This window comes from Terribacillus halophilus, assembly GCF_900162685.1.
Classification (GTDB): Bacteria; Bacillota; Bacilli; order Bacillales; family Amphibacillaceae; genus Terribacillus; species Terribacillus halophilus_A.
Window position 1 is genome coordinate 1436716 of the sequence record NZ_LT727828.1, and the last position, 13229, is coordinate 1449944.

The following is a 13229-nucleotide window of genomic DNA, read 5'->3' on the forward strand; positions in this document are numbered from 1 at the left end:
AGGAGCATTGTCGAACTAACAGTAGACAATGACGTAGCAGGCGTTAACTGCCCAAAGTGGGATACAGCTGTATCCAACTAGGGTGGCAACGCGGGAAAAACTCCCGTCCCTTGATGCAAAGGGACGGGGGTTTTTTGTCGTTATTTGGGATTTCCGGAGATTGGGTCACTAGTCGAGGAGGTAATCGTATGGACATGAAAGCGCCAAGAGGTACGCAGGATATTTTACCTGGTACATCAGAGAAATGGCAGTACGCAGAAAAAGTGCTGACGGATTTGGCAAGCAAATTCAATTACAAAGAAATTCGGGTGCCAATTTTTGAGCACACAGAATTATTTCTGCGCGGAGTTGGAGAAACAACAGATATTGTACAGAAAGAAATGTACACATTCAAAGATAAAGGCGACCGCAGCTTAACGCTTAGACCGGAAGGAACTGCTTCCGTAGTCCGTGCGTATGTGCAAAACAAGCTTTACGGTCAGCCAGAACAGCCAACTAAACTTTTCTATCATGGGCCAATGTTCCGCTATGAACGTCCGCAGCAAGGCCGTATGCGTCAATTCGTACAATTTGGTGTTGAAGCTTTAGGAAGTGAAGATCCGTCCATCGATGCGGAAGTAATTTCTTTAGCGATGAGCGGTTATCAGCAATTTGGCTTGAAATCGTTGAAGCTGATTATTAACACACTTGGTGATAAAGAGAGCCGTGAAGCACACCGGACAGCTTTGATTGAACACTTCACACCTGTAAAAGACGAGCTGTGCAGTGACTGTCAAAACCGTTTGGAAAAGAACCCGCTGCGCATCCTTGACTGTAAAAAGGACCGGGAGCACCCGAAAGTGAAAAGTGCACCATCTATCCACGATTATTTAAATGTGGAATCAAAATCTTATTTTGACGAAGTAAAAGCGAATCTGGATGCGATGGAGATTCCTTATGTAGTGGATCCTAATCTAGTAAGAGGATTGGATTACTATAATCACACAGCATTTGAGATTATGAGCGATGCAGAAGGTTTCGGCGCGTTGACAACATTAACAGGCGGCGGGCGCTACAATGGTTTGGTCGAAGAAGTGGGCGGACCATCTACTCCTGGTATCGGTTATGCATTAAGTATTGAACGACTCTTGTTTGCCCTCGAAGCAGAAGGTATCGAACTGCCTGTTAACACAGGTACCGATGTTTATGTTGTTGCACTAGGTGATGATGCTGTTCAAAAAGAGGCTGCAAAGCTTACATTCCAGCTGCGTCTGGCAGGAGTGACAGCAGATAAGGATTATCTTGGCAAGAAGATGAAGGGCCAATTTAAATCAGCTGATCGTCAGCAAGCGAAATTTGTTGTTGTATTAGGAGAAGATGAGCTGGAAAAAGGTGTTATCTCTCTTCGTAACATGCAGGACGGACAGCAAAATGAAGTGGCAATCAAGGAAGCTGTAGAGACAATTAAGCAGCAGTTGGATGGAGGAAAAGCGGATGAGTGAAAGACAAAAGGCAGGTTTGCTGCGAACGAGTCATGCAGGTGAAATCGTAACAATTAAAGGATGGGTGCAGAAGCGCCGTGACTTAGGCGGATTAATTTTTGCAGACATTCGCGACCGCTCAGGTATTGTGCAAGTTGTATTTAATCCGGATGTTTCCAAGGAAGCACTGGCAACTGCTGAGCAAATCCGTTCTGAATTCGTTGTAAGTATCACTGGTAAAGTGCTGGAAAGAGAAGAAGCAACGAAAAACGGCAACATGGCTACAGGTGCTATTGAAATTGCAGCAGAAGAAATAAGCATCTTGAACAAAGCGAAAAGCCCGGCGTTCCAAATTGAAGATGATGTTGATGCATCTGAAGACGTACGCTTGAAATACCGCTACCTTGATTTGCGCAGAAAGCCGCTGCAAGAGACATTCCGTCTCCGCCATCAGGCGACGCAAGCAATCCGCAACTTCTTGAACGAAGAAGAATTCTATGAAATGGAAACACCGATGCTGACGAAGAGCACACCGGAAGGCGCTCGTGACTATCTCGTGCCAAGCCGCGTGCACCCTGGTGAATTTTATGCCCTTCCACAGTCACCGCAGCTATTCAAACAGCTGCTTATGATCTCTGGATTTGAAAAATATTATCAAATCGCTCGTTGTTTCCGTGACGAAGATTTACGTGCTGACCGTCAGCCGGAATTTACACAGATTGATATTGAGACTTCTTTCATGACAACAGAAGACATCATCAGCATGACAGAGCGAATGATGAAGCGTGTGATGAAGGAAGTAAAAGATGTAGACGTACAAGTGCCATTCCCGCGCCTTCCTTATGCGGAAGCGATGGAACGTTTTGGATCCGATAAGCCGGATACACGTTTTGGGTTAGAACTTGTAGATGTAAGAGAAGCAGTGAAGTCTGCAGAATTCAAAGTCTTCCAGGATGCAATTCAGAATAACGGCCGCGTTAGTGCCATCAATGTCAAAGGACAGGCAGCTAACTTCTCCCGAAAAGATATTGATGCGCTAACGGACTTTGTCAAAATTTACGGAGCTAAAGGATTGGCATGGGTAAAAGTCGAAGAGGACGGCGCTTTGAAAGGGCCAATTGCTAAATTCTTGGACGAGACAGCACAAAGTCAGCTGAAAGACGTTCTTTCTGCTGAAGCCGGAGACTTGCTTGTGTTCGTAGCGGATAAAACGAAAGTTGTGTTTGACAGCTTAGGTGCGCTGCGCAGCAAACTTGGCCGTGAGCTAGGTTTAATCGATGAATCTCTGTTCAACTTCCTTTGGGTAACAGATTGGCCGTTGTTTGAATACGACGAAGAAGAGGGTCGTTACTATGCAGCACACCATCCGTTCACAATGCCGGCAGCTGCAGATATCGATAAACTTGAAACGGACCCTGCGTCTGTTAAAGCAGAAGCTTACGACATTGTACTTAACGGTTATGAGCTAGGCGGCGGTTCTCAGCGTATCTACCAAATGGATCTGCAAAACCGCATGTTCGAAGTATTAGGATTCTCGAATGAAGAAGCACAAGAGCAATTCGGTTTCTTATTGGATGCATTGGAATCTGGTGCTCCTCCGCATGGCGGTATTGCACTCGGTTATGACCGTTTTATTATGCTTCTGTCTGGCAGTACAAACCTTCGAGATACAATTTTGTTCCCGAAAACAGCTTCTGCGGCCGATCCTTTAACAGATGCTCCAGATCCTGTGAGCAAGAAACAGCTGGATGAACTTTATTTAGATATTCAAAAGAAATCTGCTGGAAAAGACGAATAGACTTACCAGTTGAAATATGAATTTATCCATGCTAAGATAAGTTCATAAACAAATAGCAATCCTGATGTGTACGTTCTTCATATGTTTTGACCGATTACAATGAAGTACGGGAGCCCGAAAGTCTTTACATGGCATGCAAGCCTCCAACGAGTGGACGCATAAAGTGTGAATCAGGGCACCCACCTGCTGAGAGCGGGTTCAAAACTTCAATAGGACGGCACAATTGGGATTGCTATTTTCCTTTTAAAACGAACAAAGCAGCACAACCCCTATGGGATGTGCTGCTTTTTTATTTGGCAACTTGTTCTAAGTTGCCGTTTTTGTCCATCCGGAAAGCGGCTGGAGAGAATGCATCTTGATCGTCGAAGATTACCATCTTGCGTGCACGATCCATGATTTGGATGAGTACTTGATAATCCCCTTTCATCGTTTTCAACTGATTCTTTAAAGACTCGCATTCGTCAGCCAGCTGTTGGTTTTCTTGTCGAAGATTATAATTTTCTGCCTCCAGCTGATGAATCGTATGCTGGTTCGTTTCGCTAGTTTGATAACCTTGCTCCAATGTTTGTAAGAACGTAATAACTTGGGGAAGACTTAGTTCGTCAGTATGCTGCTCGCTGACAGCTGGTTGTTTTTCAGTATCATTATTAGGATACTCAGTATGTTCACCGACAATAAATGTCTCTTGCGCTATCTCGGCTTCAAATCGAGCTGTATCTTCGTCCATTGTAATTGGGAAAGTCCCTTGTCTTTCGGGAACGTGTGCGACTGGTTCTGTGCGCATTGCCGGAACAGCTTTTGACTGCGCTCTTTGTTCAGCGCGCTTTTTCTCTTTGCGCTGGCGTTTCGCAATTGCTACCGCTTGTTCGTAGCGGTTGCGAATCTCGGCATTCCAGCGGAAACCGCAAGCAGCTGAGGTACGGTTCAATTTATCTCCAACTTCATCAAAGGCGCGCAGCTGGGTGCTGCCTTCTCTTATATGCCGAAGCACGGTTTCGGCGAGTAACAAATCGTCTTCATGACTCCATGCATCCTGTCTTACTTTAACCATATGAGCTAACACTCCATTTCTTATCTGTTAATCTACAAACATAGAAAGTAATAAAAACTGTTAGACACATTGTTGCCGTAAGCAGCTGCTCCTATACATGTGCAAGTTATTTTCTTTTCGTTACACGTTCATAGACTTGCTTGAGTGCTTGTTCAAATTTACCAGTGTCGACTGGTTCGTAATAGCGTCGCTTCTTTAATAGATCTGGCAAGTATTGCTGTTCTACCCAGGCGCCGGGATAGTCATGCGGATATTGATAACCGATACCGCGCCCCATCTGTTTGGCTCCTGCATAATGTGCATCTTTTAAGTGAGCAGGTACCTCGCCGACTTTTCCGGAACGGATGTCAGACAATGCTGCGTTAATCCCTTTATAGGCACTGTTCGATTTAGGCGACAAACATAGCTCAACGAGGGCATTTGCGAGAGGGATACGAGCTTCTGGAAAACCAACGCGTTCTGCTGCTTCCACTGCAGCCAGTGCCCGAGGCCCTGCTTGCGGGTTAGCCAGACCAATATCTTCATATGCACATACAATCATACGGCGGGCGATGCTGTCGAGATCACCGGCTTCAATCAAGCGAGCCAAATAATGCAATGCTGCGTCCACATCACTTCCCCGAATGGATTTTTGAAATGCGCTGAGCACATCATAATGCGCATCTCCGTCCTTGTCGTGAGAGAAGCTTTTTTTTTGCATACAAGCTTCTGCTACTTCCAGGTCGATTTCGACGATACCATCATGCGCTGGTGTGGAATAAGCAGCTAGTTCGAGTCCATTCAAAGCTGAACGTAAATCGCCGCCTGAAGACCCAGCAAAATGATCCAGTGCATCTGTGGTTATTTCCAGCTGCATGTCGCCTAATCCTTGTGTGCCGTCATGAACTGCCCGTTGCAGAGCTTCTTTCACATCGCTAGGTTCCAGACTATGCAACTCAAACAAATGACAGCGGCTTCGGATTGCCGGATTTATAGAATGATAGGGATTGCTGGTCGTACAGCCTATTAAGGTAATCAAATTGCTTTCGATGTGCGGCAGGAGAAAATCCTGCTTTGCTTTGTCGAGCCGATGCACTTCATCTAGTATAAGCACAAGCTGCCCGCTCATTTTTGCTTCTTCAACAGCAATTTCCATATCTTTCTTCTTATCTACAACAGCATTTAATAATTTATAACGAATCTGCACACTTGAAGCGAGTGCGATTGCCATAGAGGTTTTTCCCGTGCCGGGCGGGCCATAAAGAATCATCGAGCTTAGCCGGTCTGCTTCCACCATTCGGCGAATCATTTTTCCCTCTGCAACGAGATGTTTTTGTCCGATAATTTGACTGATGTCTTTCGGCCGCATACGGTATGCTAATGGTTGCTTCGCCAATTTTATTCCTCCATCCTGTTTCTGCTTGTCTTAGCGTATCCACCAGTTCGGTAAAATGCAAGCCACTTGCTATTCATGATATAATATTTTCTGGTATAATAATCGGTATTGTTTTTGGACTAAAGAATTATTGAAGCAGTTATGAGGAGTTTTTAGAGATGAAAATATCGACTAAAGGACGATATGGCTTAACGATTATGATCGCTTTAGGAAAACAGTATGGAGAAGGACCTGTTTCCTTGAAGACGATAGCGACTGAACATAAATTATCTGAGCATTATTTGGAGCAGCTTGCTGCTCCGCTTCGAAATGCCTGTTTAGTAAAAAGTATCCGCGGAGCAAAAGGCGGCTACATGTTAGCGTCACCGCCTGCTGACATTACAGCGGGAGATATTATTCGAACATTGGAAGGACCAATCACTCCTGTTGAAGGAATCGAAGAAGAAGAGCCGGCGAAGCAGCAGCTTTGGCTTCGTATTCGTGACGCGGTTAGAGATGTTTTGGATACAACAACGTTAGAGGATCTGTGCCGGCATGGTGATGAAGAAAGCAAAGATCCTTATATGTTTTATATTTAATGGAGGCAAGCAGTTATGAAATCAATTTATCTTGATCATGCGGCTACGTCACCGATGCACCCGGATGTCATTCAAGCGATGATCCCAGTAATGGAAGGCACGTTCGGCAATCCATCCAGTGTGCACGCGTATGGCAGAGAAGCGCGTCATATCGTCGATGTTGCACGTGATAAAGTTGCCGCAAGTATCGGCGCATCAGATAAACAAATTATATTCACAAGCGGCGGAACAGAAGCAGATAATATGGCGCTTATCGGTACAGCAATCGCTCGCAAGGAACAAGGTAAGCATATTATTACGACTGCCATTGAGCATCATGCTACACTACATGCAGCCAACTATTTGGAAAGCCAAGGCTTTGAAATTACGTATTTACCTGTAGATACGACTGGTGCAGTTAAACTGGAAGATTTGCAAGCAGCGCTTCGTCCGGATACAATTCTTGTTTCCATTATGATGATTAATAATGAAACAGGTATCATCCAGCCGGTGCAAGCAATCGGCGAATTGCTGAAGTCACATGCTGCGTATTTTCATACAGATGCTGTCCAGGCTTATGGGACTGAGGAAATCGATGTGGTTTCCCTTGGCGTGGACCTTTTAAGTGTTTCTGCTCATAAAATCAACGGACCAAAAGGAATCGGTGCGTTGTATGTTGCAGATAGTGTCCGTATTAAACCGATAACCTATGGCGGAGAGCAGGAGCGAAAACGCCGTGCTGGGACAGAAAATGTCGCGTCCATAGCTGGCTTTGGCAAAGCGGCCGAATTAGCAATGCACCAACGGGCAGAACGAAAAGCTGCTTATCAGCAGCTGCAAGATACATTTGTGTCCGCGCTTGAAGCGGCAGGTACAAACTTTTTCATTAATGGAGATACAGGTCATCGTTCAGCTGGGATAGTCAATCTTAGTTTTCCAGGAACGAATGTGGAGTCTTTGTTGATGAATTTAGATTTATCAGGTGTTACGGTATCGAGCGGAAGTGCCTGTACTGCAGGTTCTGTTGATCCATCACATGTACTGAAAGCTATGTATGGAGAAGATGAGCGCGTCACAAATAGTATTCGTTTTAGTTTCGGATATGGCAATACAGCAGAAGCTGTCGCAGAGGCTGCACAGACAGTCGCTGCTATTATAAAACGTCTGACAAAAGGAAAGGAGTGACAGAAATGAAAGAAAATAAAGATATCCGTGTTGTTGTCGGTATGAGCGGCGGTGTCGATTCTTCCGTTGCAGCTCTATTGCTTAAACAGCAAGGCTACGACGTGGTCGGCATCTTCATGAAAAACTGGGATGACACGGACGAAAATGGCTTCTGTACTGCTACAGAAGATTACGAAGATGTGAAAAAAGTCGCCAACCAAATTGGCATTCCATATTACGGGGTGAACTTCGAAAAGCAATATTGGGATAAAGTTTTCACTTATTTCTTGGATGAATACAAAGCTGGACGCACACCGAACCCCGATGTGATGTGTAATAAAGAAATCAAATTCAAAGCTTTCATGGATCATGCCATGAGCCTGGGAGCGGATTATTTGGCAACAGGTCACTATGCACAAGTAGCGGAGCGCGACGGCAAGACTGTTATGCTGCGCGGATTGGATGAGAATAAGGACCAAACGTACTTCTTGAACCAGCTGACTGAATCCACGCTTTCCAAAGTTATGTTCCCGCTCGGCGGAATGGACAAGAAAGAAGTGCGTCGCATTGCAGCAGAGCACAACCTTGCTACAGCAACAAAGAAAGACTCGACTGGAATTTGTTTCATCGGAGAGCGTAACTTCAAGAGCTTCCTAAGCGAATATCTGCCTGCACAGCCAGGTGTCATGTCAACACTTGATGGCGTCGTAAAAGGCCAGCATGATGGCTTGATGTATTATACAATCGGACAGCGTCAAGGTCTGCGAATCGGCGGAGAAGGCGAGCCATGGTTTGTTGTTGGGAAGAACTTGAAAGAAAACATTCTGTACGTAGAGCAAGGCTTCGAGCACGACAGCTTGTATTCGGAGGCGTTAATTGCCAGTGATATGAGCTGGGTTTCTGAAACAGAACTAACTGCTCCAATCACCGTAACAGCGAAATTCCGTTACCGTCAAAAAGACAGCGGCGTAACTGTTACCCCATTAAGTGATAACAAAGTACGTGTTGACTTCCACGAAGCGCAGCGTGCAATTACACCAGGACAAGCTGTTGTCTTTTATGATGGCGATGTTTGCCTGGGCGGCGGAACGATTGATGAAATTATAAAAAATGAACAACAATTAGAATACGTCGGTTAATTTAGAAACCCTTGTCATTAGGCAAGGGTTTCCCTTACATAGAGGAGTGTAACAATGGATCATATTAAAGAAGGAATAGACTGTCTGCAAAAGCAGGATTTAGAAGGAGCGGCAAAGCATTTTAATGCAGCTATTGAAGAAAAACCAAATGACCCTGTTGGATACGTTAATTTTGGTAATCTGCTAATGCGTATGAATGACTTGGAAAAAGCGGAGCGCTTCTTTCAACGCGCCATTGAACTGGACAGCAAAGCAGCTACTGCTTACTACGGGTTGGGCAGCTTGTATTATACGGCTGAGCAGTATGAAAAAGCGGTTAAGCAGCTGATGGAAGCAGCAAAGCTTGGGTTGGAAGAAGGCGATGTGCATTTTCTTTTAGGTATGTCCCTACAGCAGACAGGCAAGGAAAAGCTGGCACTGCCTTACTTGCAGCGGGCGGCAGAACTAGAAAACAGGGATGCAGCAATTGTATTTCAATACGGTTTAGCATTAGCGAATGCAGGAGAAGTCGATACGGCGCAGCAAGTGCTGCTTGATTTACTGGAATGGAGTCCACAGCATAGTGATGCCCTTTATAATGTTGGCGTTGCTTATCTGTATCAGCAGCAGCTCGACAAAGCGCATGCGTACATGGAGAAGGCAATTGAAGTACAGCCGAATCATGAGATGGCGATTCACGGTAAAGCACAGATTGAACTGATTAAGGAGCAAATCGAGAACGAAGAGTAAGGAGCACAGGCGTATGGAATATGGGGAGACAGCCGAAAGCCCAAAAGGTTTCGTCAAAGGTGAATTGCTGCATACGATTTTTAGGAAAGAAGAAGAACAGTTTTCTATCGTGCGCATCAAGGTATTGGAAACGAACGAAAAAATCGAGGAAAAGGATATTGTGATCAAAGGATATATTGGTGAGCTCGATCAAGGTGAGCCATACATGTTTTTCGGCTCGATGGTAAGTCATAAGCGTTTTGGTGACCAATACGAAGTCACAGAATATAAACGTTATGTTCCGGAGACGAAGGATGGTCTGATTCAATACCTTTCCAGCGATCTGTTTTATGGCATCGGCAAACGAATAGCCGAACGGATTGTAACGAAATTGGGAGAAAACGCGATTGCTGATGTCCTGTCAAATCCTGACTTATTGGACGGCATCCAAGGATTGAACGACGAGAAAAAGGAACGTTTCCTCCATGATTTACGCTCTCACCAAGGCTTTGATCACGTAATGGTGCATTTGTCGAAGTATGGAATTGGCTTGAAGCTCGCACAAAAGATTTACAAAGCATACCGGGACGAAGCAGTTGCTGTATTGGAAAATGATCCGTATCAATATGTATTTGATATTGATGGCTTCGGCTTTCACCGGGCGGATGAAGCGGCCCGTAAGAATAACCTGCCAATGGACCATGACAGCCGGCTGCAGGCAGCTTGCATGATGGTACTGCAAGATAGTATGCAAGCAGGCCATGTGTACTTGCCAAATGAAGAAGTACTAAAGCAAGCCGGCGTTTTGCTGCGCAGCCCCCAATTTGGTATTAGCCCGGAACAAGTGGAGGAGCAGCTAGGTGTGCTGCATGTGGAGAAGAAACTTGTCAAACAAGAAGACAGAATTTATCATCCCATGCTTTACTACGCTGAAACAGGCTTCTGCAGTTCTTTGCAGCGAATAGCAGAAAAAGAAACTGAGACAGAAATCGTGCAAGCAGAACTGCTCAAGATCATCGGAAAGCTGGAGGAAGCGGAAACAATCAGCTATGGCAAGGAACAGTTCGAAGCAATTGAACAAGCGCTCCAATCAAAAGTGATGATTTTAACCGGGGGACCTGGTACGGGAAAAACAACCGTCATCAAAGGCTTCATTAAATCGTATGCAGAGCTGCACGAACTCTCGCTTGATCCACAAGATTATAAAGATAAAGATGAAACTTATCCTTTCGTTTTGACGGCTCCGACGGGAAGGGCAGCAAAGCGAATGCAAGAATCAACGGGAGTGCCTGCCAAGACAATTCACCGGCTGCTAGGCTGGGATGGTACGGAATCTTTTGAACGTGACGAAGATAATCCGCTTGCTGGGAAGCTTCTCATTGTTGATGAGTTTTCTATGGTTGATATTTGGCTGGCAAACCGTTTGTTCAAAGCAATTCCAGATGATATGCAAGTGCTGCTCGTTGGCGATGAAGACCAGCTGCCTTCTGTCGGACCTGGCCAGGTTTTATCTGATTTGCTTCGTTCGGAGGCGGTTCCGCGTGTCATGCTGAAGGATGTGTATCGGCAGAAAGAAGGGTCGAAAATCATCACCATCGCTCATGCGATTAAAAATGCTTCTCTTACGGAGAGTGAGTTGGAGAAGGACAAGGACTTCAATTTCATTCCGTGCCGAGAGCATCAAGTGGTCGATGTGATAACACAGATTGTCGGGAAAGCGGTCGATAAGGGCTGGGATTTACGTGATGTCCAGCTGCTTGCTCCTATGTATCGTTCACAAGCAGGAATCCATGAACTAAACAAACAGCTGCAGCAGCTCGTCAATCCGAAAGATAGGCAAAAGCGGGAAATGAAAACAAAAGATACGGTCTTCCGAAAAGGCGATAAAGTGATCCAGCTAGTTAATGACCCGGAAGAGGGCGTTTTCAATGGCGATATTGGGGAAGTAGTTGCGATATTCCGTGAAGAAGAAAATGTTGAGCAAAAAGAGCAGCTTGTCGTTGCTTTTGAGGAAAAAGAAGTTGTTTATGAAAGCAAGGATTTATCAAATTTGATGCATGCTTACTGTATTTCTATTCATAAATCACAGGGAAGTGAATTTCCAATCGTCATTTTGCCAGTTGTACCCGGCTACCGGCGTATGCTGCGGAAAAACCTTCTTTATACTGGTATTACGAGAGCGCAAAAGTCTTTAATTCTAGTCGGGGAAAAACAGGCATTTCTGCAAGGCATTCAAACGGAAGATACGAACCAGCGCTACACGTCTTTGTTGGAACATCTTGGCGTTTCAGAAGCAGGTGACCTCATCGACCGAATGCTGAAGGAAGCGGAAGCAGAACAGGAAGATCTCTCTCCTTACGACTTTATGTAGTATATACCCGGTAATAATTGGACATTCTAACATGTAAAAAGGATTTGGAGTGATCCAATATGTTAAAATGTCCAAACTGCACGAGCAAAGATATCGGAAAGATTGGTCCCGAGCAGTATTATTGCTGGAGCTGTTTTATTGAATTGTCGTATAAGGATGAGATGCTTTCGCTGCATCAAGTAGAAGAAGATGGTTCACTTAGTTCGCTAGACGACTTGTTCACTGATGAAGAACGGAAATGCGACGGCGCATCATTCTAGTCACATGAAAGAGGTATCCCGTCTGTATCGTGTGCTTTTATGGATGGTGACGGTTGTCGTCGCGCTGCTGCTCTGTTTTCTATTAATCAAACTCTATCCTTTCTATCGTTCGTTTTTGCTATTTTTAGGCGGGTTATTCCTCCCTTTCATTATCGCTGGCCTGATTGCCTATTTGCTGCATCCTGTCATTGACCGACTCGCTGCTTGGCGTCTGCCTCGCTGGCTTTCGATCCTGATCATTTATGTGCTATTCTTTGGTTTTAGTGGTTTCTTATTGTACAAAGGTATCCCAGCCCTGATCAATCAGGTAAAGGATTTCAGCCATAATCTTCCGGAGCTGACACAACGCTACGATCATTATGTGCAATATATGTATCAAAGAACAGCTTTTTTGCCAGAGACAGTGCATGACAAGATGGATCAAGTACTGCATAACTTGGAAAATCGCGCTGAAAACTTCCTTACAAAACTGCTTCACTTGTGGAATAAGCTGCCACAGCTAATTATATTTCTCGTCGTGACGCCTGTGATCGTATTTTATATGCTGAAAGATGCAGATAAAATTGGGCATGCCGGATTGCTGTTGCTGCCGCGCAAGTACAGAAGCAAGGTAAAAAGCCTTGTGTTGCGAATTGATGATAATCTCGGTCGCTATATTCGCGGTGTGCTGCTCGTCAGCTGTATCGTAAGTTTGCTGACATGGACAGCATTTACGCTCATTCGACTGCCATATTCCTTAGTGCTAGCACTTGTGGTGGGAAGCACCAATATCATTCCCTATTTTGGTCCAATTATTGGGGTCATTCCAGCTATACTAGTCGGCATTACAATCAGTCCCAAAACAGCGATTCTTGCTGGGGTTGCTGTTTTCATCATTCAGCTGATTGAAGGGAATCTTTTGTCTCCTTATATTGTCGGCAAAAGTATTCATATTCACCCGCTTTTGATCATCTTTGCTTTACTCGTAGGAGGAGAGCTTGGGGGGATTATCGGGATGATTGCAGCTGTACCTGTCCTGACAATTATCAAAGCGTGTGTGGATACAGCAAAAGATACGGATGTTTGACAAAAACCGCTTTTTTCTCTATACTAACGCTTAGATTTATAACAAAAAGCAATGAAGGTACAAGTACATGACGTCCTTTTATTAAGAGAGGAGATTCCTTGGCTGGAAGAGTCTCCATAAAAGTGTGATGGAAAGCTATACCGGAGCTCTGAGTTAATCCTTATCGGCTGCGCACCGTTATCTGCGCTTAAAGGTGATAGGCTGATTTCAGCCTATAATCAGGGTGGTACCGCGACCATACTCTCGTCCCTGCTGTTGCAGGAACGGGAGTTTTTTGTGT

The 13229-nt window shown here is 44.9% G+C and carries 11 protein-coding genes, 1 other RNA gene and 2 other annotated features (1 of these 14 running past the window's edge); of the genes, 10 read left to right on the forward strand and 2 right to left on the reverse strand.

The genetic code is table 11. The features are described from left to right. Positions 1–114 (forward strand) — a binding site (T-box leader) (it extends 103 nt beyond the left edge of the window). A gap of 74 nt (positions 115–188) precedes the next feature. From hisS to ssrS, 3 genes are all read left to right on the forward strand, one after another. Beyond that, on the forward strand, positions 189–1481 hold the full coding sequence (hisS, locus tag B1K52_RS11785; RefSeq protein WP_143588879.1) for a histidine--tRNA ligase: 1293 nt from the start codon (positions 189–191) through the stop codon (positions 1479–1481). Next, positions 1474–3258 (forward strand): aspartate--tRNA ligase, encoded by a 1785-nt coding sequence (gene aspS, locus B1K52_RS11790; protein ID WP_077308466.1) that lies wholly within the window; start codon positions 1474–1476, stop codon positions 3256–3258. Before hisS ends, aspS begins: the two co-directional genes overlap by 8 nt. A 55-nt stretch (positions 3259–3313) precedes the next feature. Then, positions 3314–3492, forward strand: a non-coding RNA gene (ssrS, locus tag B1K52_RS11795) — 6S RNA. Between the two features lie 55 nt (positions 3493–3547). Here ssrS and B1K52_RS11800 read toward each other — a convergent pair. Together B1K52_RS11800 and B1K52_RS11805 are read right to left on the reverse strand one after the other, a co-directional pair. Next, positions 3548–4309: an RsfA family transcriptional regulator gene (locus B1K52_RS11800; RefSeq protein WP_077308468.1), complete on the reverse strand. Its 762-nt coding sequence runs from the start codon at positions 4307–4309 to the stop codon at positions 3548–3550. 106 nt (positions 4310–4415) lie between these two features. Next, entirely contained in the window at positions 4416–5684 is a 1269-nt protein-coding gene (locus tag B1K52_RS11805; protein ID WP_077308470.1) for a replication-associated recombination protein A, read from the reverse strand. A 158-nt stretch (positions 5685–5842) separates the two neighbouring features. Between B1K52_RS11805 and cymR the strand changes: the two genes are divergently transcribed. The 7 genes from cymR to B1K52_RS11840 are packed head-to-tail and all read left to right on the forward strand — an operon-like array spanning position 5843 to position 12949. Continuing rightward, positions 5843–6262, forward strand: a complete 420-nt coding sequence (gene cymR, locus B1K52_RS11810) for a cysteine metabolism transcriptional regulator CymR (protein WP_077308472.1) — start codon at positions 5843–5845, stop codon at positions 6260–6262. Between the two features lie 15 nt (positions 6263–6277). Next, positions 6278–7426, forward strand: coding sequence for a cysteine desulfurase family protein (locus B1K52_RS11815; RefSeq protein ID WP_077308474.1), 1149 nt, complete (start codon positions 6278–6280; stop codon positions 7424–7426). Positions 7427–7431: 5 nt separating this feature from the next. Continuing rightward, positions 7432–8544, forward strand: a complete 1113-nt coding sequence (gene mnmA, locus B1K52_RS11820; RefSeq protein ID WP_077308476.1) for a tRNA 2-thiouridine(34) synthase MnmA — start codon at positions 7432–7434, stop codon at positions 8542–8544. Between the two features lie 54 nt (positions 8545–8598). Further along, complete coding sequence (locus tag B1K52_RS11825; protein ID WP_077308478.1) at positions 8599–9273, forward strand: tetratricopeptide repeat protein; 675 nt, start codon at positions 8599–8601, stop codon at positions 9271–9273. Between the two features lie 13 nt (positions 9274–9286). Beyond that, on the forward strand, positions 9287–11623 hold the full coding sequence (recD2, locus tag B1K52_RS11830) for an SF1B family DNA helicase RecD2 (RefSeq protein ID WP_077308480.1): 2337 nt from the start codon (positions 9287–9289) through the stop codon (positions 11621–11623). Positions 11624–11682: 59 nt separating this feature from the next. Then, positions 11683–11883, forward strand: coding sequence for a hypothetical protein (locus B1K52_RS11835; protein ID WP_077308482.1), 201 nt, complete (start codon positions 11683–11685; stop codon positions 11881–11883). Next, positions 11849–12949 carry an AI-2E family transporter gene (locus B1K52_RS11840; protein ID WP_077308484.1) on the forward strand — a complete coding sequence of 367 codons (1101 nt, stop codon included), beginning with the start codon at positions 11849–11851 and terminating at the stop codon, positions 12947–12949. Before B1K52_RS11835 ends, B1K52_RS11840 begins: the two co-directional genes overlap by 35 nt. A 42-nt stretch (positions 12950–12991) precedes the next feature. Next, positions 12992–13203: a binding site (T-box leader), on the forward strand. Positions 13204–13229: the final 26 nt, after the last annotated feature.

Excerpts from the sequence above, each read along its gene's own strand:
- hisS (WP_143588879.1), top strand. The coding sequence starts at position 189 with ATGGACATGAAAGCGCCAAGAGGTACGCAGGATATTTTACCTGGTACA.
- aspS (WP_077308466.1), top strand. The coding sequence starts at position 1,474 with ATGAGTGAAAGACAAAAGGCAGGTTTGCTGCGAACGAGTCATGCAGGT.
- B1K52_RS11800 (WP_077308468.1), bottom strand. The coding sequence starts at position 4,309 with ATGGTTAAAGTAAGACAGGATGCATGGAGTCATGAAGACGATTTGTTA.
- cymR (WP_077308472.1), top strand. The coding sequence starts at position 5,843 with ATGAAAATATCGACTAAAGGACGATATGGCTTAACGATTATGATCGCT.
- B1K52_RS11815 (WP_077308474.1), top strand. The coding sequence starts at position 6,278 with ATGAAATCAATTTATCTTGATCATGCGGCTACGTCACCGATGCACCCG.
- mnmA (WP_077308476.1), top strand. The coding sequence starts at position 7,432 with ATGAAAGAAAATAAAGATATCCGTGTTGTTGTCGGTATGAGCGGCGGT.
- B1K52_RS11825 (WP_077308478.1), top strand. The coding sequence starts at position 8,599 with ATGGATCATATTAAAGAAGGAATAGACTGTCTGCAAAAGCAGGATTTA.
- recD2 (WP_077308480.1), top strand. The coding sequence starts at position 9,287 with ATGGAATATGGGGAGACAGCCGAAAGCCCAAAAGGTTTCGTCAAAGGT.
- B1K52_RS11835 (WP_077308482.1), top strand. The coding sequence starts at position 11,683 with ATGTTAAAATGTCCAAACTGCACGAGCAAAGATATCGGAAAGATTGGT.
- B1K52_RS11840 (WP_077308484.1), top strand. The coding sequence starts at position 11,849 with ATGAAGAACGGAAATGCGACGGCGCATCATTCTAGTCACATGAAAGAG.